This is a genomic window from Desulfopila aestuarii DSM 18488 (assembly GCF_900143695.1).
Classification (GTDB): Bacteria; Desulfobacterota; Desulfobulbia; order Desulfobulbales; family Desulfocapsaceae; genus Desulfopila; species Desulfopila aestuarii.
In genome coordinates this window covers 73378-95425 of record NZ_FRFE01000019.1, presented here as the reverse complement: position 1 = coordinate 95425, position 22048 = coordinate 73378, and the positions used below count along the sequence as shown (strand labels likewise).

Annotated in this window: 20 protein-coding genes and 1 pseudogene; 18 read left to right on the top strand and 3 right to left on the bottom strand. The window is 52.3% G+C overall.

Annotated features, from left to right (window positions below):
- The first annotated feature begins 402 nt into the window (after positions 1-402).
- From BUF15_RS17425 to BUF15_RS17405, 6 genes and pseudogenes are all read left to right on the top strand, one after another.
- Positions 403-603 carry a ferredoxin gene (locus tag BUF15_RS17425; RefSeq protein WP_073614984.1) on the top strand — a complete coding sequence of 67 codons (201 nt, stop codon included), beginning with the start codon at positions 403-405 and terminating at the stop codon, positions 601-603.
- Positions 604-741: 138 nt separating this feature from the next.
- Positions 742-1170: pseudogene (gene rnhA, locus BUF15_RS28395) on the top strand (ribonuclease HI); the annotation flags it as partial.
- 6 nt (positions 1171-1176) lie between these two features.
- Positions 1177-1635, top strand: a complete 459-nt coding sequence (locus BUF15_RS28390; RefSeq protein WP_407642626.1) for an RNase H family protein — start codon at positions 1177-1179, stop codon at positions 1633-1635.
- Between the two features lie 101 nt (positions 1636-1736).
- Entirely contained in the window at positions 1737-3758 is a 2022-nt protein-coding gene (gene uvrB / locus BUF15_RS17415; RefSeq protein WP_073614982.1) for an excinuclease ABC subunit UvrB, read from the top strand.
- Positions 3755-4426 (top strand): lysophospholipid acyltransferase family protein, encoded by a 672-nt coding sequence (locus BUF15_RS17410; protein WP_073614981.1) that lies wholly within the window; start codon positions 3755-3757, stop codon positions 4424-4426. Before uvrB ends, BUF15_RS17410 begins: the two co-directional genes overlap by 4 nt.
- Positions 4427-4694: 268 nt before the next feature.
- The gene (locus tag BUF15_RS17405; RefSeq protein WP_073614980.1) at positions 4695-6074 is read left to right on the top strand and encodes a cobyrinic acid a,c-diamide synthase CobB; all 1380 of its coding nucleotides are present in this window, start codon (positions 4695-4697) and stop codon (positions 6072-6074) included.
- 30 nt (positions 6075-6104) lie between these two features.
- Here BUF15_RS17405 and BUF15_RS17400 read toward each other — a convergent pair whose 3' ends face one another.
- Positions 6105-6449, bottom strand: a complete 345-nt coding sequence (locus tag BUF15_RS17400; RefSeq protein WP_073614979.1) for a hypothetical protein — start codon at positions 6447-6449, stop codon at positions 6105-6107.
- A 503-nt stretch (positions 6450-6952) separates the two neighbouring features.
- Here BUF15_RS17400 and BUF15_RS17395 point away from each other — a divergent pair.
- The 5 genes from BUF15_RS17395 (at position 6953) to secA (ending at position 12712) form a co-directional block, all read left to right on the top strand.
- A complete protein-coding gene (locus tag BUF15_RS17395) occupies positions 6953-7138 on the top strand; it encodes an indolepyruvate ferredoxin oxidoreductase subunit alpha (RefSeq protein WP_073614978.1) in 186 nt (61 codons plus the stop codon).
- A 112-nt stretch (positions 7139-7250) separates the two neighbouring features.
- Positions 7251-7679, top strand: a complete 429-nt coding sequence (locus BUF15_RS17390) for a hypothetical protein (RefSeq protein ID WP_073614977.1) — start codon at positions 7251-7253, stop codon at positions 7677-7679.
- A 193-nt stretch (positions 7680-7872) separates the two neighbouring features.
- Positions 7873-9531, top strand: a complete 1659-nt coding sequence (gene argS / locus BUF15_RS17385) for an arginine--tRNA ligase (protein ID WP_073614976.1) — start codon at positions 7873-7875, stop codon at positions 9529-9531.
- Positions 9532-9543: 12 nt separating this feature from the next.
- Positions 9544-9804 (top strand): hypothetical protein, encoded by a 261-nt coding sequence (locus BUF15_RS17380; protein ID WP_073614975.1) that lies wholly within the window; start codon positions 9544-9546, stop codon positions 9802-9804.
- 352 nt (positions 9805-10156) lie between these two features.
- A complete protein-coding gene (secA, locus tag BUF15_RS17375; RefSeq protein ID WP_073614974.1) occupies positions 10157-12712 on the top strand; it encodes a preprotein translocase subunit SecA in 2556 nt (851 codons plus the stop codon).
- A 69-nt stretch (positions 12713-12781) separates the two neighbouring features.
- On the opposite strand, the gene ppk2 is transcribed toward secA, so the two are convergent.
- Positions 12782-13705 carry a polyphosphate kinase 2 gene (ppk2, locus tag BUF15_RS17370; protein ID WP_073614973.1) on the bottom strand — a complete coding sequence of 308 codons (924 nt, stop codon included), beginning with the start codon at positions 13703-13705 and terminating at the stop codon, positions 12782-12784.
- Between the two features lie 206 nt (positions 13706-13911).
- Positions 13912-14658 (bottom strand): metallophosphoesterase family protein, encoded by a 747-nt coding sequence (locus tag BUF15_RS17365; RefSeq protein ID WP_073614972.1) that lies wholly within the window; start codon positions 14656-14658, stop codon positions 13912-13914.
- Positions 14659-15240: 582 nt separating this feature from the next.
- Here BUF15_RS17365 and argJ point away from each other — a divergent pair.
- The 7 genes from argJ (at position 15241) to BUF15_RS17330 (ending at position 21989) form a co-directional block, all read left to right on the top strand.
- The gene (argJ, locus tag BUF15_RS17360) at positions 15241-16428 is read left to right on the top strand and encodes a bifunctional glutamate N-acetyltransferase/amino-acid acetyltransferase ArgJ (RefSeq protein ID WP_073614971.1); all 1188 of its coding nucleotides are present in this window, start codon (positions 15241-15243) and stop codon (positions 16426-16428) included.
- Positions 16429-16438: 10 nt separating this feature from the next.
- Positions 16439-18007, top strand: a complete 1569-nt coding sequence (locus BUF15_RS17355) for a CYTH and CHAD domain-containing protein (protein ID WP_073614970.1) — start codon at positions 16439-16441, stop codon at positions 18005-18007.
- 4 nt (positions 18008-18011) lie between these two features.
- On the top strand, positions 18012-18758 hold the full coding sequence (locus BUF15_RS17350) for a ParA family protein (RefSeq protein WP_073614969.1): 747 nt from the start codon (positions 18012-18014) through the stop codon (positions 18756-18758).
- On the top strand, positions 18755-19264 hold the full coding sequence (locus tag BUF15_RS17345) for a SixA phosphatase family protein (protein ID WP_073614968.1): 510 nt from the start codon (positions 18755-18757) through the stop codon (positions 19262-19264). Before BUF15_RS17350 ends, BUF15_RS17345 begins: the two co-directional genes overlap by 4 nt.
- A 30-nt stretch (positions 19265-19294) precedes the next feature.
- Positions 19295-19507 carry a hypothetical protein gene (locus tag BUF15_RS17340; protein WP_084554140.1) on the top strand — a complete coding sequence of 71 codons (213 nt, stop codon included), beginning with the start codon at positions 19295-19297 and terminating at the stop codon, positions 19505-19507.
- Between the two features lie 29 nt (positions 19508-19536).
- Entirely contained in the window at positions 19537-20487 is a 951-nt protein-coding gene (locus BUF15_RS17335) for a nucleoside recognition domain-containing protein (RefSeq protein WP_143170759.1), read from the top strand.
- A 239-nt stretch (positions 20488-20726) separates the two neighbouring features.
- The gene (locus BUF15_RS17330) at positions 20727-21989 is read left to right on the top strand and encodes a valine--pyruvate transaminase (RefSeq protein WP_073615004.1); all 1263 of its coding nucleotides are present in this window, start codon (positions 20727-20729) and stop codon (positions 21987-21989) included.
- Positions 21990-22048 lie beyond the last annotated feature (59 nt).

Sequence of the window (22048 nt, the reverse complement as noted above, 5' to 3'; positions counted from 1 at the left end):
ATGTGCTGCTTACTGCAGAAAGCATTTATGTGTTTTCAGACGTTTCGTCAGTGACGGAACGCTGAGAGGATATGACGGATAATAGAAATGTGAACGGATTGCAGATGCACCGTGCACATCCGGTAATTTGTAGTAGTTGTCGAGTTTGTCTCTCAACCTTTGAAATCTTTACCAATCTATATTAATGGAGAGCGCAACCGATTACAAGAACAGATCAGAGTATGGAGCTCTCGTTGACACCTGTATTTAAATAGTAATAATTATCAATAGTGTCAAATGGAATTTGTGTTGGTTGCGGAAGTGTGCCATGAAAATGACAAATGTTCATTATCCTCGATGAAATAATCCTCCTTGGATTCAGGATAATGCTGTATGGATAAATATCTGCGAATCAGGAGGGGAATGAAGCGAATACTTATTATAGACATTGGTCGCTGTACAGAGTGCATGGGCTGCGTTGAGATAGCTCCTGATATTTTTCACTATAATGAGGCCACAGGTCGTATGGAAGTGATCGATCTGCAGGAGTATCCTGGCGAAATCGTCTGGGAGGCGATAAAGAACTGCCCAAAAGATTGTATTTATTGGGAAGATGTAGAGTAAGGTGTGAGGTGTGAGGTGTGAGGTGTGAGGAGTGAGGAGTGAGGGGTGAGGTGATAGGGGTGAGGGGTAAGGAGTGAGGGGTGAGGTGATAGGAGCGAGGAGTGAGGGGTGAGGGGTGAGGAGATTACTGGGGTCGATATGCTGCCCAGGGTAAGGATATACACAGATGGGTCCTGCAGGCCGAATCCCGGGCCGGGTGGGTGGGGTGTTGTTATCATTGATCGGGATGAGCAGGCCGCGACTTTTTCCGGTAGCGAGGAAGATACTACCAATAACCGGATGGAGCTGACTGCAGCTTTGCGCGGTCTTCAGCAGCTGTCCGAGCCGCATCAGGTTGAGTTGTATACCGACTCCCGCTATGTAAAAGACGGTATTAACCTGTGGATGAAAAACTGGCTTGCACGCGGTTGGACCACCATTACCGGCGAAGACGTGCGGAACCGCGACCTTTGGCAGCAGTTGGCAGCAGAAATCAGTCGTCATTCAATTGAGTGGAGCTGGGTGAAGGGGCATGGCACCGAGCGTTGGAATATCCTGGCCGATGAGCTTGCCGGAGGAGCCCGGCAGAAGACGTTGCTGCCTCTTGGCGATGAGGACAGTATACATATCTTTCTGGCAATCACCTGGCGGCAGAAGATTGGTGCCGGTGCCTGGACGGGAGTTATGCGATATCGCAATCATTACCGGGTGGTGGGCAATGTTCGCCGTGAAGGTTCGGGCAACAGTCTGCATATTGTTTCAGCCGTTGAGTCGCTTAGTGAGTTGAAACGGCGTATACCTGTGCATATCTATACCACTTCCGGTTATCTGAAGGAGGGGGCGAGCAGTTGGCTGAACCAGTGGCGTGGTCGCGACTGGCAGACCCGCGAAGGCGCGGAGGTCAGCAATCGGGCCGAGTGGCAGGCTCTGGCCGGGGTGCTTGATCGGGTGCCGGTCACCTTTCATGTAATTGATAAGGCAGAGCCTCCCTGTCATCTTGCCGCCGCCAAGGAGATGGTGAAGGATTTGCTGGTGGCAGAATCGGTTGACTAAAAAAGCGTACGGGCCGCCAGGGAAGGTGGCAATCGTGCCGGCAGTCTGTTACCATCAACCGGTCGCTATTGACGTCAATTTCTCAGGGTTTGAGCAAAAGCATGGATATTCCCTTTCAACTTGTTTCCTCTTTCACGCCGTCCGGCGATCAGCCACAGGCCATCGAACTGTTGGCCAACGGGGTGAACCAGGGGGTGAAGCACCAGGTACTGCTGGGTGTCACCGGCTCCGGCAAAACCTTTACCATGGCATCCGTGGTGGAGAAGGTGCAGCGGCCGACTCTGGTTATCGCTCCCAACAAGACCCTTGCGGCTCAGCTCTTTACCGAGTTCAAGGAGCTGTTTCCCGAAAACGCCGTGGAATATTTTGTCTCCTATTACGATTATTACCAGCCGGAAGCGTACATTCCCCAATCCGATACCTATATAGAGAAAGACTCATCCATCAATGACGCCATCGACAAGATGCGCCACTCGGCTACCCGCTCGCTGCTCACCAGACGGGATGTCCTGATTGTCGCCTCGGTCTCCTGTATCTATGGTCTCGGCTCGCCGGAAGAGTACCGGAACATGCACCTCTTTGTGCAGGCCGGTGAAGAGCACCCCATGGAGGATGTGCAGCGGCGACTGGTCTACATGCTCTTTGAACGCAATGATATTTCATTTCATCGCGGCACCTTCCGGGTGCGCGGTGACGTTATCGATATCTTTCCGGTGCATGAGGAGGAGCGGGCCATTCGTCTGGAGTTTTTCGGCGATACCCTTGAATCCATCACCATGATTGATCCCTTGCGCGGTGTGGTGCTGGAGAAGCTGGAGGAGTACACTGTTTTTCCGGGAAGTCACTTTGTCACCTCCAAAGATCGGCTGCAGATCGCCACACGTACTATTAAGGAAGAGCTGGTTGAACGGCTTGATCTGCTGCATCGGGAAAACCGGCTGCTGGAGGCCCAACGCCTCGAGCAGCGTACCATGTTTGATCTGGAGATGATCCAGGAACTGGGCTACTGCAACGGTATTGAAAACTATAGCCGTCACCTCACCGGTAAACCGGTGGGGGAGCCGCCGCCAACCCTGCTCGATTACTTTCCCGAAGATTTTCTGCTCTTCATCGACGAGAGCCATATCGGCATCGGTCAGCTGAACGGTATGTACAACGGCGATCGCTCGCGTAAGACCACGCTGGTCAATTTTGGTTTTCGGCTGCCGTCGGCGCTCGATAACCGGCCTCTCCGGTTCGATGAATTTCAAAAGCGTATCCACCAGGCTATTTATGTTTCTGCCACGCCCGGTAACTATGAACTGGAAAAAGCCGAAGGACGGGTGGTGGAACAGGTGATTCGGCCAACCGGTCTGCTTGATCCTGTGGTGGAGGTGCGGCCCGCCAGCAACCAGGTGGACGACCTGCTTGAGGAAATTCGTGTCCGTACCGCTAAAAAAGAGGCGGTACTGGTTACCACCCTCACCAAGCGGATGGCCGAGGATTTGACCGACTATTACGAAAAGCTCGGCATCAGGGTGCGCTATCTTCATTCGGATATCAAGACGCTGGAGCGCATTGAGCTGATCCGCGATCTGCGTAATGGCGAGTTCGATGTGCTGGTGGGTATCAACCTTTTGCGAGAGGGGCTCGATATCCCCGAGGTGTCGCTGGTGGCTATCCTTGATGCAGACAAAGAAGGCTTTCTGCGTTCAGAACGCTCGCTTATTCAGACGTGTGGACGGGCTGCAAGAAATGCCGGTGGCAAGGTGATCATGTATGGTGATGAGATTACCGGCTCCATGCGCTACACTATTGAGGAAACCGAGAGGCGACGTAAACTCCAGGAAGAGCATAACCTGCAGCACGACATCGTACCGGCCACCATTATCTCAAAGGTAAAAGACACCATGCAGCAGCATCTGCAGGCCTCCGGTTATGTCATGAGTGACAAAAAACAGGCGGCGCTGTTGGAGGCGGCTGAGGAGCTGCCGATCTACCATTCGATGAAGGAGTTGGAACGGGAGATCAAAAAGCTCGAGGAGGCAATGCACAAGGCGGCGCGGGAACTGGCCTTTGAGGAGGCGGCGCAGCTGAGGGACAGGATTAAAACGCTCAGAAAACTGGAGATCGAACTGGGATGAAAAGTAAGGTGCTCGATTCACTGGCCATCAAGGTCGTACCTGGTATCGCCTGGTTCATTACCCGACTTTGGTTCGGCACTTGCCGGGTGAAGGTACATGGCGGTGAGCATCTGCAGGGAGTGCTCGTCGCTGACAGGCCGGGTATTGTGACGTTCTGGCACTATTCGCTGGTGCCGATTGCCCACTTTATCGGGCGTTACGGCGGGGTAGCGATGGTCAGTTCCAGCAAGGATGGTGAATATATTGCCCGTTTTCTCAAATGCTTCGGTATTTCCGCAGTTCGCGGATCGCGGAACAGGCAGGGTACCCAGGCGTTGAAGGAGCTGCTCAGGCATTGCAAGTCAGGAAAGAACGCTGCCCTGGTGGCCGACGGTTCCCAGGGGCCGGCCCGTGTGGCCCAGCCGGGATCAATCCTGCTCGCTTCACGCACCGGCAACCCGATTTTACCGATGCTCTGGTCCGCATCGCGTTATCTGGCCTTTCGTTCATGGGACAGGACTGCTATTCCATGGCCATTTTCCCGGATTGATGTTTTGTATGGTGAGCCGATCGAGGTTCCGGCCGGCCTGGATGGCGAGGGTATTGAGCAGTACCGGCTGTTGCTGGACCAACGGATGAATGATATGTACAGGCAGGTGTGGGCATTCCAAAATAAACAAGAACATTGATGGCGTCGTAAAAACTCTCCATCTGCTTCGTTGCTGCAATTTTTCTATTGTTTCGACGTACGCTTAGTACGCCGAAACAATAGAAAAATTGCGCACCTCGCATATGGAGCTTCTTACTTAGCCATCTTCAAAATTGATGGGCTTTTCCAGAGTCCATCTGCATTGCAAAGCTGACTTTTTACGAGATCATCAACATAGACATCCGCGGCGGACGGGTTTTCCTGCTTCTGCCGCAACATTATAAAGATACAACAGAAACGTAGCGGATATGCAGAGTAAAGGAATTATGGTGGCTGGGTTGGCCGGCGGTTCGGGAAAGAGTGTGGTTTCCGTCGGTCTTACTGCCGCCTTCGCGGCTCGGGGCAAAACGGTGGTGCCGTTCAAGAAGGGGCCGGATTATATCGATGCCGGCTGGTTGCAGCTGGCCGCAGGCCGGAAATGCTACAACCTCGATCCCTTTCTGGTGGCCGAGGAGAAGTTGCGGGAATCGTTTCTCCACCATTCGCAAGGGACTGATATTGCGCTGTTGGAAGGCAATCGCGGGCTCTATGACGGGGTTACCGCAGATGGCGGGTATTCCACCGCGGATCTGGCTGTTACCCTGAATATGCCGGTATTGCTGGTCGTCAACTGCACCAAGACCACACGCACGGTGGCCGCTATGGTACTAGGCTGCATGCATCTTGATGAGCGGGTCGATATCCGGGGGGTGGTGTTGAACCAGGTCGCCACGGAACGGCAGCGGCGTCTCGTCACTGAGGCGGTAGAGAAATATACGGGGTTGCCGGTACTGGGCTCGATACCGCGTATGGGGCGCGACATTTTCCCCATGCGGCATCTCGGCATGGTGCCCTATCAGGAGTATACGGACAGCAGCGGGGCGCTGCAGTTTCTGATTGACACTGTTACCGCCAATCTCGATCTGGACCGTATCGAAACGGTGATGGCGCCCTTTACTCCAATGGCTGCGCCTGCACTGGAATTGCCTGCGGCGGGGCCGAGGGATGTCCGTATCGGTTTTCTTCGGGACGCTGCCTTCCAGTTCTATTATTCTGAAAATCTTGAGGCCCTGGAGCGGGCGGGTGCCGAGCTGATAGCAATCAATGCGTTGACGGAGCCGGCGCTGCCGGAACTGGACGGTCTTTATATCGGTGGTGGTTTTCCCGAGACAAGTGCTCGTGGACTGGCGGCTAATGAGAGTTTTCGTCGGTCAATCAGGGAAGCGGCGGATGGCGGCCTGCCCATCTATGCCGAATGTGGCGGGTTGATCTATCTTGGCGAATCGATTTTGCTGGAAGGGGTTGAGTATCCGTTGGCAGGTATCTTCCCGTCACGATTCGGTATGTCGAATAAACCCCAGGCCCATGGCTATACTGCGTTCACCGTGGAGAAGGCGAATCCCTTTTATCCTGTTGGACTTGCGGTAAAAGGGCATGAGTTCCGCTATTCGACGGTTCTGGACTGGGGCGGGGATACTGACGATATGGTGCTGAAAATGGGGCGGGGCAAAGGCTTTGCCGAGCAGCGTGACGGGCTGCTCTATCGGAATGTGCTGGCCATGTACACCCATATTCACGCAGACGGCACCCCGGAATGGGCCACAGGTCTGGTGGAGCGGTGCCGTCGCTATAAGGCCGAACGAAGATAAGCGTCCGGCCTTATAGCGAAACAACGCCAATTACTGGGAAGGGGTGTTGCCGAAAACCTTTCCGTAGATCATGAGCTGATCGTCTTCGCTTGGTTCCGGATCGGTCCAATGGATGAACGATTCAGTGACGCGCATGAAGGCGCCGTTGTCCTGTTTGCATTTGGAACAGATTGATTCGGCCATGTCGCGGTACATGATGATTTTCGAGGCCGGCTCACCGGTTTTGTCCACTGCCGCCATCTTGCGACAGCCGCAGTCGAGCCGTACTACCACAACGCCGATACCATCAGGGCTGCCTTCCAGGATACCCTCGATCATTGCCAGTTCGCGCTTTTCTGCCGTTACCTTTTGTCTTTGTTCTTTCTTTTTGGTCATGACCTGTCGCCGTTATTGTCGGTGAATCGCAGAGAGTCTGCGTTGATTGCTGTGAGAAAATTACCAGGTTGCTCCCGCGATTATTACGAGAGAGTGCAACATAAATACAAAGCCTGGGTAGGGTCAACCATTATATTTACTCCGGACACCTGGTTTGTTTATCCGGTAAGTTGATGCCTGAAGAGAAAAGAAAGGTAAATAAACAGTCTGGTCATTCGTCTCGATCAGGTGGTTTTCTGCTTCTGTAAGCAGTTGTAACGGTGAGGAATCACACACCGATAGTGTAGGGTTTGTGGTGCCTAAAGAACCAATACTGGTGCTTAACATTATGAAAATGCACGAAAATATATTGGTTGGCCCGCGTAAGTGTTTTTTCTTGACAAAAAACTGGACGTACATTAAACGGATGAGTACACGAAAATACAGGTTCGTGAAGGTATTTGGATTACATGTAGAATGTAAGAAAGATACTTCTTTAATTTATCCTTTCATGGAGGTGTATTATGTTCGAAGTAATCGTTGATAAAGACAAGTGTACCGGCGACGAGGAATGTGTAGCAGCTTGCCCGGCACAGGTTTTCGAGATGGTAGACGGCAAAGCAGATCCGGTTGAGGCTGACGAGTGCCTTGGTTGTGAGACCTGCGTTGAGGTTTGTCCTGAGGGTGCTATCACTGTAAACGAGATGTAATATCCCGTTACGCACAGTGTGACCTGACAAGCCCATCTCCTTACGGGGGATGGGCTTGTCGCATTTGTCGGCATCAACTGTTCCCGTTATGCCGGCTGGGAAGTAGTGCCAGATGTTATCACGATTTGCCAGATTTAAGCCTGGCGTGCAGAGAAAGACCCACCTTCTGGCGGCTGCCATCCTCTGGACCTGCATCGGCATTATGCTGATGGTTCGGGGTATGGGCTGGCTGATTGCAGCCGACCTCATCTATCTTGCCGTGCCTGCCGTTTTGCTCGGGTTTCTCAAGTCACACTTTATCCTGGATAAAACTGCGACAAGAAGCATTGACCGGATCTTGTTGCTGCAGGATGGAACCTGCCTTGGCGCGGTCTATTCAAAGTTGACCTGGTTGCTGGTAATGGGCATGATGAGCATGGGCGTTGTGTTGCGGAACTCATCGTTCCCCAGACCCATTCTGGCGACAGTGTATATTATGGTGGGCTGGGCGCTGTTCTGGTCGAGCCGTAAAGGCTGGCGCGCCTGGCGTTTGGCCGTCTGAAAGAAACTGGCGTCCGGCCGTTTGAACGAAAAGATATCTTCAGGCCGATAGCTATTGCGATTTCCTGTACAGTGCTTACAATTCCCGCAGTTTATGTGTCGTAAATAGGAACGCAATACGCGTAGCGGCTGTTTTGCCGATGTTAGCGTATAATGTAGACAACCTTACGGGATAAGGATTTGAAGGGGTTAGAATGATTCGTGCACGACTGAAAGAGGTTGTTGACAGATGCTTTATGCAGGGTGTTGCCGAGGGCAAATGGTCTGAGGCCGGTGCGGGCAAGTTTGCCGTTGAGCTGCCCAAACATAAGGGGCAGGGCGATTTTGCCACGAATATCGCCTTGGTACTGGCCGGAATAGAAAAAAAGAAGCCTCGGGACATAGCGACCATTATAAGCGGGATGCTGGCTGCTGAAACAGAGCTGGTTGAGCGGGTGGAGATCGCAGGGCCGGGCTTTGTCAACATATTCATTCAGCCTGCTGTCTGGCAGCAAGTGGTTCAGACCGTTTATACGGCCGGCGAATCCTTTGGCCGCAGCACAGTCGGCGAGAACCGCAAGGTCATGGTGGAATTTGTCAGTGCCAATCCCACCGGGCCGCTTTCGATTGGCCATGGTCGACAGGCGATTCTGGGTGACTCCATAGCCCGTCTGCTCGAAGCCACCGGCCATGATGTGTTCCGCGAATACTATTACAACGATGCCGGGCGGCAGATGCGGGTTCTTGGAGAGTCCACCAGAGCCAGGTATCTGGAAAAACTGGGGTTGCCGTTTGAGTTCCCGGAAGACGGATATCAGGGCGAATATATAATGGATATCGCCCAGGAGCTGATCGACGACCATGGCGACAGCTTAAAAGACGAACCGGATGTCAAGCCGTTCAAGGAACGGGCCGAACGCTATATCTTCAAGGATATCTCCGGGACGCTTTCCCGCATGGGTATCGTTTTTGACAACTATTTTAACGAACATTCCCTTTATGAGGATGGCCATATTGATGACGTGGTAAAGAAACTGCGTGATCTCGGCTATGTTTATGAAAAGGACGACGCCACCTGGTTTAAGACCACAGAGTTCGGGCATGACCAGGATCGGGTTATCATCAAGAGTTCAGGCGAGCCCACCTACCGGCTGCCGGATATTGCCTATCACCGGGAGAAGTATCGCCGAAATTTCGATTGGATGGTCGATATCTTCGGCTCCGATCACATTGCGACCATCCCGGATGTAAAGGCCGGCTTGAAGGCTCTGGGGTATGACGAGTCAAAGGTGACGGTGGTGCTGCACCAGTTCGTCACCCTGACCCGTGACGGCAAACAGGTGAAGATGTCCACCCGTAAGGCCAACTTTGTCACGGTTGATGAGCTGATCGACATGGTTGGTCATGATGTGGTCCGCTTCTTCTTCATGATGCGCAAAGCCGACAGCCAGCTGGAGTTCGACCTTGAGCTGGCCACCAAAGAGAGTCAGGAGAATCCGGTATATTATGTGCAATATGGCCATGCCCGTATGTGTTCCATCCTCGATCAGGCGGCTGGAAAGGGTGTGGCATTGGCTGAAGTCGGAGATGTCGACTTGACGCTCTTGCAGGAACCCGAGGAGATGGAGATTCTTCGAACTATGTCCCAGTTCCCGGCGATGATCGAAAATGCCGCGCTCGAGCTGGCCCCGCATAAGGTGATATTTTATCTGATGGAGCTGGCTGGACAGTTTCACAGCTACTACAACAAACACAAAGTGATCGGCGAGGATATAGCCCTCAGCCAGGCGCGTCTCTGTCTTGTTACCTCTCTTCGACAGGTGTTCAGAAACAGCCTGGCCATTGTCGGCTTGAATGCGCCGGAAAAGATGTAAGCGGAGCGGGATATGGCAGCACGGCGCAAGCCACCGGTGAAAAAAGTCAAATTCGAGCTGACCTACAGCGGTATTGCCGGGATCGGCATCGTCTGTTTCTGCATTTTTTTGTGGATGTTTCTCCTGGGAGTCTGGACCGGGCAGACATTGCTGCTGCCTTCTATTGAGACTTCGGTCAAAGTGGCTGGCAACACGCCGCTACCTGCTGCGACCGAGGTCGATGATCTACTGCATATCGAACCTGTGCGGGAGAAAAAGGTGGTGAAGGAGTAAGGGGACCGGTATTTCTCTCTCGGTCGCTTTATGCGTACGTTTGTCAGGTTCCCTGTTTCTTCGGCGCGAAGTTGGCTTTTCTTTGATATTTGCGTCGTTATGTGTAATTGTACATGGTTTGTCGGCCCCCATTGAGAGCGGCCGATCGACGGTTTGAAAACGGCAATACGTTGCATAAAATAGTTCGTCCTGCAGGTCTGGGGACTTTGGCGAGGCCAACAAGATCGCGTGGCCGGTCGTGTTGCCGCGATGGGCGTGTCTGCGTCTATTTGCGGTGGCGGTGAACGTAGTTCGGTTGGCCTTGGAAGACAACCCCACTGTGACAATATCAGCTACAGAGTGACCACATATTATGATTGGAAAAATACTAACCAAGGTGTTTGGCAGCGAGAACGACAGGGTCTTAAAAAAGATCAAGCCGCTGGTGAAGAGAATCAATGAGCTGGAGGCTACTATCCAGCCTCTGGATGACGCAGCTTTGGCGGCCAAGACCGTTGAATTCAGGGAGCGGTTGGCACAAGGTGAAACCCTTGACGATCTGCTCTGTGAGGCGTTTGCTGTAGTACGTGAAGGAGCGCGACGGGTCCTTGGTGAGCGGCATTACGATGTGCAGCTGGTCGGTGGCGTCATTCTCCACCATGGTAAGATAGCTGAGATGAAAACCGGTGAGGGTAAGACGCTCACTTCGACACTTGCCGTCTATCTCAACGCCCTGTCCGGCAAAGGTGTCCATGTGGTCACCGTCAACGATTACCTCGCTGCCCGTGACGCCGAATGGATGGGGAAAGTGTATACCTTTCTTGGCATGACCGTCGGACGTATCGTCCACGGCATGAACGATGCCGAGCGCAAAGAGGCTTACGGTGCCGATGTTACCTACGCCACCAACAACGAGCTTGGTTTTGACTATCTGCGTGACAATATGAAGTTTGAGCTCGCTGATTTCTGCCAGCGCGGCTTCAACTTTGCCATCGTCGATGAGGTCGACTCAATTTTGATCGACGAGGCCAGGACTCCGCTTATCATTTCCGGACCGGCTGAGATTTCTACTGAACTCTACGGCAACGTCAATCGCATTATCCCGAGATTTAAAAAGGATGAGCATTACGTCGTTGACGAGAAGGCGAGGCAGGTTTCACTCACGGAAGAGGGTATTGCTCTTGGCGAGGATCTGCTGAAGCTTGAAAATCTGTATGATCCTGCCAATATCGAATTTCTGCATCACCTCAATCAGTCCCTCAAGGCCCATATCCTCTTTAAGCGCGATGTCGACTATATCGTCAATAATGGCCAGGTGGTTATTGTTGATGAATTCACCGGCCGCACCATGGAAGGTCGGCGGTACAGTGACGGACTGCATCAGGCGTTGGAAGCCAAGGAAGGGGTCAAGATTGAGCGGGAGAACCAGACGCTCGCCTCGATCACCTTTCAGAACTATTTCAGGATGTACGACAAGTTGGCCGGCATGACCGGTACTGCCGACACCGAAGCCCCGGAATTCAAGAAGATATATAACCTCGACGTGGTGGTGATGCCGACCAACATGCCGATGGTTCGTGATGACTACGCCGATGTCATCTACAAAAATGAAAAAGCCAAATACCGGGCGGTGGTCGAGGAAATCCGGAAGATGCATGAAGCAGGTCGACCGGTACTGGTGGGCACTATTTCCATCGATGTGTCCGAAAAGATCTCCAACATGCTGAAAAAAGAGAAAATTGCGCATGAGGTCTTGAACGCCAAGCATCATGCCCGCGAGGCGGAAATTATTGCCCACGCCGGCCAGTACGGCAAGGTGACCATTGCCACCAACATGGCCGGTCGCGGTACCGACATCAAGCTGGGGGAAGGGGTTGTCGAGGCCGGTGGTCTTCATATCCTTGGCACTTCCCGTCATGAATCACGGCGTATCGACAACCAGTTGCGTGGTCGAGCCGGTCGTCAGGGCGATCCCGGCTCTTCACGGTTCTTTCTTTCACTTGAAGATGATCTGCTGCGTATCTTCGGTTCTGACCGGATCACCGGAATCATGGATAAACTCGGCATGGAAGAGGACGAGCCCATCGAACACCGCATGATCAGCAGGGCCATCGAAGGCGCCCAGCGCAAGGTGGAAGGGCATAACTTCGAGATTAGAAAGCACTTGCTTGAGTATGACGATGTCATGAACAAGCAGCGCGAGATCATCTATCGCCAGCGCCGTGAGGTGCTGGAGGGCGAGGACGTTTCGTCACTTATCCAGGACATGCTTGCCGAGCTGGTGGATGGCGTGGTCGAAGAATTTGCAGTGGAGCGGAAGGATTCCACTGAGTGGGATTGGCAGGGCTACCATGAGCGGATGCTGGAGATGTTTAACATCGGGTACCAGTGGAGTGAAGAGGAACGCGTCGATCTGAATAAAGACAAATTGTACGAAAAGACCATGGAAGTGGTGCAGAAGGCCTATGCCGCCCAGGAAGAGGCCAACAGCCCGGAAAATATGCGCCAGCTTGAGAAAATTCTGCTGCTGCAGATTGTCGATGCTGCCTGGAAAGATCATCTCCTTTCCATGGACCATTTAAAAGAGGGTATTGGTCTTCGCGGTTACGGACAGAAGAATCCGCTCAATGAGTATAAGCGGGAAGGTTTTGAACTGTTCAACCGGCTGATGGATGCGATTCGTTCCCAGGTCATCTCTCACTTGATGCGGGTTAGGGTAATGCGTCAGGAGGATGTGGATCGCCTTGAAGAAGAGCGCCGCCTGAAGAAAGAGCAGGAAATGCAGATGGCGAGGATCGCCGGTGGCGGCAACACCACTGATGAAGATGATAAAACCATCAAACGCGATAGCGACAAGATCGGCCGTAATGCCATGTGCCCATGCGGCTCGGGCCAGAAATACAAGAAGTGTTGCGGTAGAGCGAACTGAGTGTAAGGGGTAAGGTGAGAGGTGTTAGGGGAAAAACTCCTAACACCTTACTCCTATCTCCTTACCTTTCTACCCATGCAGCTTTTTGGGGTTCATCAACATCTCTTCCATATGCCGGATCTCATCAATGCCGGAGACGACGATCTCCGGGTCAGGATTGAGCTCCTCCTCGGGTAATTTTTTCTCATATTCCATCGAGCTGAGAATGTGCTTCATGCAGTTGATGCGCGCCTTTTTCTTGTTGTCGGAGCGGATGATAGTCCATGGTGTCAAGGTCCGGTTCGACTCGGTAAGCATCTGGAACTTTCGGATGGAATACTGGTCCCAGTAGTCCTGAGCCAGGTTGTCCACCGGTGAGAGCTTGTACTGCTTCAGTGGGTCGGCCTTGCGGGAATCGAAACGCTCCTTCTGCACAGCTTTTGAAACCGAAAAGTAGAACTTGAAGAGGCGGATGCCGTCTTTCACCAGCATCTCTTCAAGCATCGAAACGTCTTTTAAAAACCGTTTGTTCTGCTCGTCAGTACAGAACCCCATCACCGGTTCGACCATTGCCCGGTTGTACCAGCTTCGATCAAATATGACGAACTCGCCTGCTGCCGGCAGGTGGGAGACGTAGCGCTGGAAATACCACTGTGTCATTTCCGTTTCATTGGGTTTCGTCAGGGCCACGACCCGGGTGTTTCTGGGGTTGAGGTGAGCGATGATCCGCTTGATGGTGCCGCCTTTGCCGGCCGCGTCTCGTCCCTCGAAGATAGCCAGTACCCGCTGTCCGGTCGTCTTCATCTGGATCTGCAGTTTCATCAACTCGATCTGGAGTTTTTTCAGTTCGATCTCATAAAGCAATACTTCGTTTTTTATCCAGATCGCAGTTTTGTCATCCCCTTCCTTGCCGTCCATATTCTTCATGGCGGTGCCTTCGATCAGCCTGATGTCTGCAAGGTTAGGACTTTTGTCTTGTTCGGCCTTGCTAGCTTTTTTCTCTTTTTTCGCCATGGGCTCTCCTGATGTGTAATGATTGGGTACTGGTACGAGCGGGGTGAAAAGCGTCAAGCCAGTGCTTTTGTTTTCGCACCTTGTATTGCATCGGTGTCGGGCAGGGGCGTCCTGACCAGTTATCTGTGCGCCTGATCGTATGCTCAGTGTCTCTGTATACCTACCAGCATATCAGGAATATTATAGAAAATGCAAAGGAGACAATGTCAGTTGAGCTTTTTTCCTTCAAGGTACATGGCTTGGTAGATCTGAGGAAGCTGCTGCCTCGCGAGCTCAGCTACAACCTGGGGCACGTCATAGTCGATACGATAATGCTGGACCTCCACCTGAGACTCCTTGCAGGTGAGAACAGCGCAGCCGACAGCCGGGTTGCCGTCGAACATCCGGCCTGCTGAGCCGGGATTGATGAAGTGGGTGCCGTTGACTTCAAAATGATAGGGGGTGTGCGAATGACCGGTGACGATGGCTTTGTAAGGGTAGTCACGGGCCAGTTCGGCAAATCGGTCGCGTGGCGTGGTGTCAAAGAGAAATTCATGGGGCTTGGCCGGGCTACCGTGGAAAATACCGAGCTGGTTCCCTTTATGTTTTTCTGGGTCATGATCAATGGGGGTGAGGGGGAGTTCTGCCGAAATTCCCAGCGACTGCAGATAGTCGCCGCACTGTCTGCTGAGCTGTCTGGCGGCATGGAAATACATGATCCGCTTCTCTTCCTTTGAGGGTTTGGCAAATGTCTGCCCCTGCAGGAGCTTGATCACCTTTTTATCGGTATTGCCAAGAATGGAGATCGTTTTGCGGGCGATGAGCCAGTTGATCACCTCATTGGAAAAAGGGGCAAAGACCACCGAATCTCCACAATTAACAATAGCGTCAAACGAGGTCTGAGAAAAAAATGCGTCGATTGCCCTCAGGGCGGGGTAGTTTCCATGTATGTCAGCCAGAAGCAGTATCTGCATTGCTGTTTTTACCTCAACGTATGTATGGGAAGTTTGAGCATCCCGAGTGGCCATAAGAATGTCCAATGGTAAGTATGTACCCGGCATGGAATTTGTGATCGCACGATTTGGCCGGCAGGAACAACACGATAAGGGGGATTAACTACATTTTCAGGTAGCATATTGACATGGAATAATGCTAGATTACAAGAGATATTCTCCTTGCTTCGGAGGTGAGACCCTATCCGATACCTGCCTTGGGAAACGATGTCAGGTGCGGGTGGAAAAATAGTATCTCTGGAATATCGGTTAGATGATGATTATTCAATCTTCCAGAGGCTTGTGTCCACATTGAAGTACCAGGCTGGCAGATACAACGGGGATTCCGTTCTTTACCGCTGGCTGTGGATTGCCGACAGGGAATATCATCAAGAGTAGCATTCGGCTGAAATGCTGTTGTTTCAAAGGTATTTTGCCGATTTTGTTCAATTTCTTTACGCTAGTGACATTGCGTAGCAGTACGTTGATTTGCAGTGTATGTCATTGGGTTTGTGAGATTTTGAATGAGCCTATCAACACTTATTTACAGGATAAAGACGTAACATGGGCGTAAAGGGATTTCTCACTTCAGCGGTAGCTGCAGGTATTAAATATCAGGATAGGCTTGATCTGGGCCTGATCTACAGCACAAACCCGGCAGTCACTGCCGGAGCGTTTACCACCAATCAGGTAAAGGCTGCACCAGTGGTTATCGATATGGAGCGGCTCAAACATGAAGGCCGGGCCCAGGCGGTGCTGGTTAACAGTGGTTGCGCCAATGCCTGTACCGGCAAGCAGGGGATGGCCGATGCTCTGCAGTCCAGTAGCCTGGTGGCCAAAGAGCTGGATATTCCCGAAAATATGGTTCAGCTTTCTTCCACCGGTGTGATCGGCGCTCAGCTGAATATGGAGGCCATAACCGCGGCTATCCCAAAGCTGGTGGCTGGACTTGGACCGGATAATTTCGAGGCAGTTGCCCAGGCGATCATGACCACCGACACGGTGAAAAAGACCGTCAGGAAGACCGTGATGATCGGTGATACCGAAGTGACCCTGATGGGCATGGCCAAGGGGGCAGGGATGATTATGCCCAATATGGCCACCATGTTATCCTTTGTCTTGACTGATGTGCAGATCGGTTTTCCGGAGTTGCAGAAAGCGTTGCTGGCCGGTGTGGAGAGGACCTTCAACCGCATTACCGTCGACGGCGATACCAGTACCAACGATATGGTTCTGGTGATGGCCAGCGGTGAGGCCAAAAACGATTGGATTGACGAAGATTCAAAAGCTGAGCTTGAGCTGTTCCAGGATACCCTTGAATCGGTGTTAAAAGAACTGGCGTTGATGATTGTGGCGGATGGTGAGGGCGCTTCTAAATGTATCACCATTCGGGTATGTGGAGCCCGTGAGGATGATGAAGCCGAGCAGGTGGCACGAACCGTTGCCAACTCCAACCTGGTGAAGACTGCCTTTTTTGGTGAAGACGCCAACTGGGGCCGGATCATCGCCGCCATGGGTCGTTCCGGGGTGAAGTTTAATCCGGATCGGGTCGACATTGCCTTTAATGATGTGGTTATCGTCCGCAACGGTCTGGCCGTTGGCAAAGAGGCGGAAGACGAGGCCTCAAAAGTTTTGAAAGAGCGAAATTTTAACGTCTGTATCGACCTCAAGGAAGGCAACGGCTGTGAAGAGGTTTATACCTGTGATTTTTCCATTGATTACGTGAAAATTAACGCCGATTACCGATCGTAAGGGGGAAGACATGAACGGGGGACAGCCGTTTTTGATCCCACGGCAGCTGGATGTAGCTGATCTGCTGGCATCAACCGGTGAGCTCTTTACCGTACAGGAGAGTGGTGAAGAATCTTTCAAAGGGATCTACTACGACACCTTTGACTGGCGGCTCTTTGCCGCGGATCTCCGTTTTTCCCGCCGGGGGAGACTCTATTTTTTGCAGAACCGCCTGGGGGACAGTCTGGTCGAGGCCGGAGTCGGTCCCCGCAGAAAGAAACTGTTCTGGTGGGATTTTCCGGAAGGTGAATTACGGAATCTGCTGCTACCAGTGGTCGAACAGCGGGCCCTCTTGCCACAGTTTACTCTTGCCGGCAGGATGCGGCGGGTAAATCTTTTAAACAAGGATGAGAAGACAGTCGTTCGGCTGGTTTTTCAGGAAATAACAGGGCAGGCCCAAGAGCAGCGGTTCATCCTGGAGCCGATCGTGCTGGTTGAACCGTTGAGGGGATATGAAAAGCAGCTCCAACAGGTGCGCCGACTGCTGGAAGATGCTGGGCTTTCTGAAATAACAGATGGCTACGACCCCGTAGCCATGGCTCAAACGGCCCTCTCAATCGATCCCAGAGATACGAGCTCAAAGTTTTCTGTGGAGCTGGCCTACGGCGAGACGGTTGCAGAAGCGGTGCGAGATATATGCCTGCATCTGCGGTCGACAATGCTGCTCAACGTTTCCGGCACACTGGAAGATATCGATTCCGAATTCCTTCATGATCTGCGGGTGAGTGTGCGTCGGACCAGATCTCTTCTCTCCCTGATGAAAAAACAGCTGCCGGTCGAAGGGGTCAAACATTTCCAGGCCGAATTTAAATGGCTGGGCAATGTAACCGGACCTGTGCGGGACCTGGATGTTTATCTATTAAAAGAGCAGGAATACCGGGATTTGTTGCCGGAAGAACTGCAGGCCGGCCTGACACTTTTTTTCAAGGACCTTTCCCGGCGTCGCAAGCGAGCCTTGAAAAAATTGCGTGTGCATCTCCGGTCGGCTCGGTTTATTAAGCTGCTGCAAAACTGGGAAGTGTTTTTGCGAGGATTGCCGGAGCAACCGGATTACCCCCAGGGCAAACGTCGTTGCCGTTCAGTGGCTGATGCGATTATCAGCAAGCGGATGAACAGGATATTGCGTCAGGGCCAGGCTATTACTGCCGAGACACCCGATGAGATGTTGCATGAACTGCGCATCGAAGGGAAAAAGTTTCGTTATCTGCTGGAGTTTTTTCGCTCCCTGTTTGAGCGGGATGCGGTGGATGAGTACCTGAAGCATATGAAAAAACTCCAGAATACCCTCGGTGATTTTAACGATCTTGCAGTCCAGAAGGATATGCTGAGTCGGCAGCTGCAGAACCTGGAGCCGATAACCAGGACACGTCTTGCCACCGCTGCAGCGTTGGGCGGCTTGATCGTCCAGTTGCATACCCATCAGCGACAGGTGCGTGGCCGGTTCGAAGAAACCTTTAACGCGTTTGCATCCGAAGAGAATGTGCAGCTGATGGAAAAGATTCTTGCTGGAATTGACGAAGAATCTTCCGTGGAGAATTGAGCTGATGAAAATATTTGCAATTTACAGCAGCAAGGGCGGAGTAGGTAAAACCGCCGGTGCGGTCAATCTCTCCTACAGTGCAGCCCAGTGCGGCCATCGAGTGTTGCTCTGCGATCTGGACGCTCAAGGGGCGGCATCCTTTTATTTCCGGGTTCGACCGGGCAAAAAATTTAATGGTAAAAAGCTGTTGCAGGGTGGCTTGAAAAAGTTTATCCGTGCTTCGGATTACGAACGCCTTGACCTGCTGCCGGCCCACTTCTCTTTTCGTAATCTGGACCTGGTGTTGGCCAAGCTGGAAGAAGAGCGACGACGCCTTGCATTGCAAAAGCTTTTCAAGCCCCTGGCGGATGAATATGATGTCCTGATCATGGATTGTCCCCCTAACCTGACCCTGCTTTCGGAAAATATTATCCTGGCTGCCGACAGTGTGGTGACACCGGTCATCCCCACCACCTTATCCCTGGTGGCACTTAAGCAGCTGTTGAAGCTGTTTCGAAAGGTTGGAGCAAAGGAGAAGCGTATCAATGCGTATTTCTCCATGGTGGAGCCACGTAAGGTGATGCACAGGGATATGATCGCGCAATATGAGCAGTATGCCATCTTCCGCAAGGTGCAGATACCTTATCTGGCGGAAGTGGAAAAGATGGGATTGCACCGGCAACCGGTGGCGGCTGTTTCGCCAGCTTCGATTGCCGCGAAGCAGTACACCAGCCTCTGGCTGGAAATATGGAACAGGAGTATAGGTGGATGAAACATCTCTATCTTATCCGTCATGCAAAATCGAGCTGGGATAATCCTGGACTCACCGATGCCGAACGCCCACTGAACAAACGTGGTAAGCGCGATGCGCCGTTTATGGGGAAACTGCTAAAAGAACAAGGGATTATGCCTGACCTGATCTGTGCCAGTCCCGCCAAACGTGCAAAACAGACCGCTAAAATCATTGCTGAGTCCATCGGTTTTCCTACCCAGGATATCCGTCTGCTGGATGATATTTACACCTCTGATCTGAATCTGTTACTTCAGGTAGTTCAGCAAATCGAGGACACGGTTGCTAACCTGTTTCTGGTCGGGCACAATTATGTGTTGACCGATCTTGCCGAATCCCTGACCTCAGAGGTGCTGGGTAACATCCCCACCTGCGGGATCGTCTCTATCGCTTTCAATGTCGCTTCCTGGAGCGAGGTGACGGGTGGCAGGGGCGAGATGCTCTTCTTTGATTATCCTAAAAAACACCTGCGGCATGAGGAACCATGACACGAAACATCTTTTTTTCACGTTGACGAAATGGTGGAAACTCAACCGCAGTGCAGAAACTGCAAGAATTATTTCATCACCTATGACCGGGCCAAGCCGCATGGTTGCAGGGCGTTGGGTTTTAAAAGCCAGCGATTGCCGTCTCGGGTGGTCTTTGAGAGCTCCGGCATTGCATGCCAGCTGTTTGTTCCCAAACCGGTACCGGGCGGCAAAGCCGGTTCTTCAAGTTCATGGGTCGCCTGATTTGCGGCAGAGCGGATGATACGAATAATATGACCAGTGGAACGAAATGGGCATGGCTCTTTCGCATCGCCATGGAAACCTGGAGTACCAGCTGGGAGCTGATCCGGATTATGGTTCCGGTGATGATTGTGGTGAAGGTGCTGACAGAAATCGGGGCCATCACCTTCCTCAGTGCGTTGCTCGAGCCGGTTATGAGCGTTATCGGTTTGCCCGGTTCTCTCGGTTTGGTCTGGGCTACCGCAATGTTCACCACTATTTACGGAGGGATGGCGGTGTTTGCAACACTCGCCTCCACCCTTGACCTGACGGTTGCCCAGGTCACTGTGCTCTGTTCTGCGATGTTGATCGCCCATGCCTTGCCGATCGAGCTCAGTATCAGTAAAAAAGCCGGGGCTCCGCTGTGGCCTATCGGGTTGCTACGTTTTTTCGGGGCTTTGGTGTACTGCTTTCTGCTGGACAGATTCTACCGTGGTATGGGGATCTGGCAACAACCCGCAGAGCTGCTTTTCTTCACTCCTTCCGCTCATCCTACTCTTGCCCAGTGGACGCTTCAGCAACTCCTGAATCTCGGGCTTATCATTTTCGTGATTTTCTGCATATTGCAGATTATGCGTATCTTGCGTTATATCGGAGCACTTGGTCTGCTGGAAAAGATGCTTGCCCCGCTGCTGCCGTTTGTTGGCATGAGTCGTAATGCCGCACCTCTCACCGTAGTGGGTATGATCATGGGGTTGGGGTACGGAGGAGCGTTGATCATTCGCGAGACTGCAAAAGGTACCATGAATCGGAAGGAAATTGTTTATTCCATGGCGCTTATGGGGCTCTGTCACGGTTTGATTGAGGATACGCTGCTGATGGTTGCGCTTGGCGGTCGGTTGGGTGGAATTCTCTGGGGTAGAATACTCTTTTCCCTCATTGTGGTCTTCCTGCTGGTTCGGATGTTGAGTATTCTGCCGCAAAAGGTAAAATATCCAGGCTGATGGCGCCGTAAAGACTCTCCATCCGGAGTCTTGTAACGCTCGCTTACCTGCTTTGTTGCTGTAAATTTGAGGTTTTTATGAGCTTTGATTGGCTTGGCTGTGTGAGGTCGTAGCTGGTTCAGACGCTGATCAATACAGTATCCTGAGCCATTTTAGCCGGAAAAGAACAGGATCATAATAAGGCAAACCTGTCACAGATGGCAGGTTGCTGCCGTTTATTCTACTTCTCAACATTGAATATGAAATTTTCTGAATTTGGCCAGCAGTTGACCTGCAATGCAGGCATCCTTTCGTTGATGGACGATCTTGGCGAGGCCAAGGCGACTGGCGGCGACAATATGATCATGATGGGCGGTGGTAATCCCGGTGTTGTGCCGGAGTTTCAGGACCTGCTCAGGAAAAGACTTCGTGATATATGTGATGATCCATGCCAGTTCCATCGGCTGATCGGTGCCTATGATCCGCCTCAGGGGGAATCCGCCTTTGTTGCGGGACTTGCCAGGATGCTCAGGCAGGAGCTCGGCTGGCAGCTCGGCCCGGAAAATATCTGTTTGACGAATGGGAGCCAGACGGCATTTTTCATGCTGTTCAACCTCTTTGCTGGCAGGTATGGCGATGGTACGAAGAAAAAGATCTGTCTGCCGCTGGCACCGGAATATATCGGTTATGCTGACTTAGGGATAACCGATGATTTCTTTGTTTCCACCCGACCTGTCATCGAGAAGCTGGAAGACAATCTCTTCAAGTACCATGTGGACTTTGATAAACTGAGCATTGGGCCCGATATCGGGGCGATATGTGTCTCCCGGCCGACCAACCCCACTGGCAACGTGGTAACCGATGAAGAGCTGGCGCGGCTCGACAATCTTGCCAAAAAGCATAGCATCCCGCTCATTGTTGATAATGCCTACGGAGTACCTTTCCCGTCGATGGTGTATGGAGAGGCAACTCCCATCTGGAACGAGAATATGGTTGTCTGTTTTTCCTTAAGTAAACTAGGGCTTCCCGCAGTGCGCACTGGCATTATCGTTGCCAGGCCGGAGATTACCAGGGCCCTGGCCAGCATGAACGCGATCATGTCCCTTTCCCCAGGCAGTTTCGGGGCGGTCCTGGCCGAAGGTCTGGTGAAGAGCGGCGATATAATAGAGATAAGTCGCCGGTTGATCAGGCCGTTCTATCAGCAGAAAATGGAACGGGCGCTGGCTGTGGTACGCAGAGAATTTGCGGGTGTGCCCTGGCGGGTGCATAAACCGGAGGGGGCGATGTTTCTGTGGCTCTGGTTTGAGGAGATGCCAATTACCAGTCATGAGCTGTATGAACGGCTGAAGCGGCGGGGCGTGCTGGTTGTTTCCGGACATTACTTCTATCCGGGAATTCAAGACGAATGGCGTCATAGGGATGAATGCATTCGAGCGACCTATTCGCAAAACGATGATGATGTTGCAAGAGGGTTGGCGATTATCGCCGAAGAGGTTAAAAAAGCTTACGGGCTGGAACGATGATGGACGCGTAGCGTCCGATCTGCTGTGTTGCGGATCGTAAACGACGATAATGCCATAGG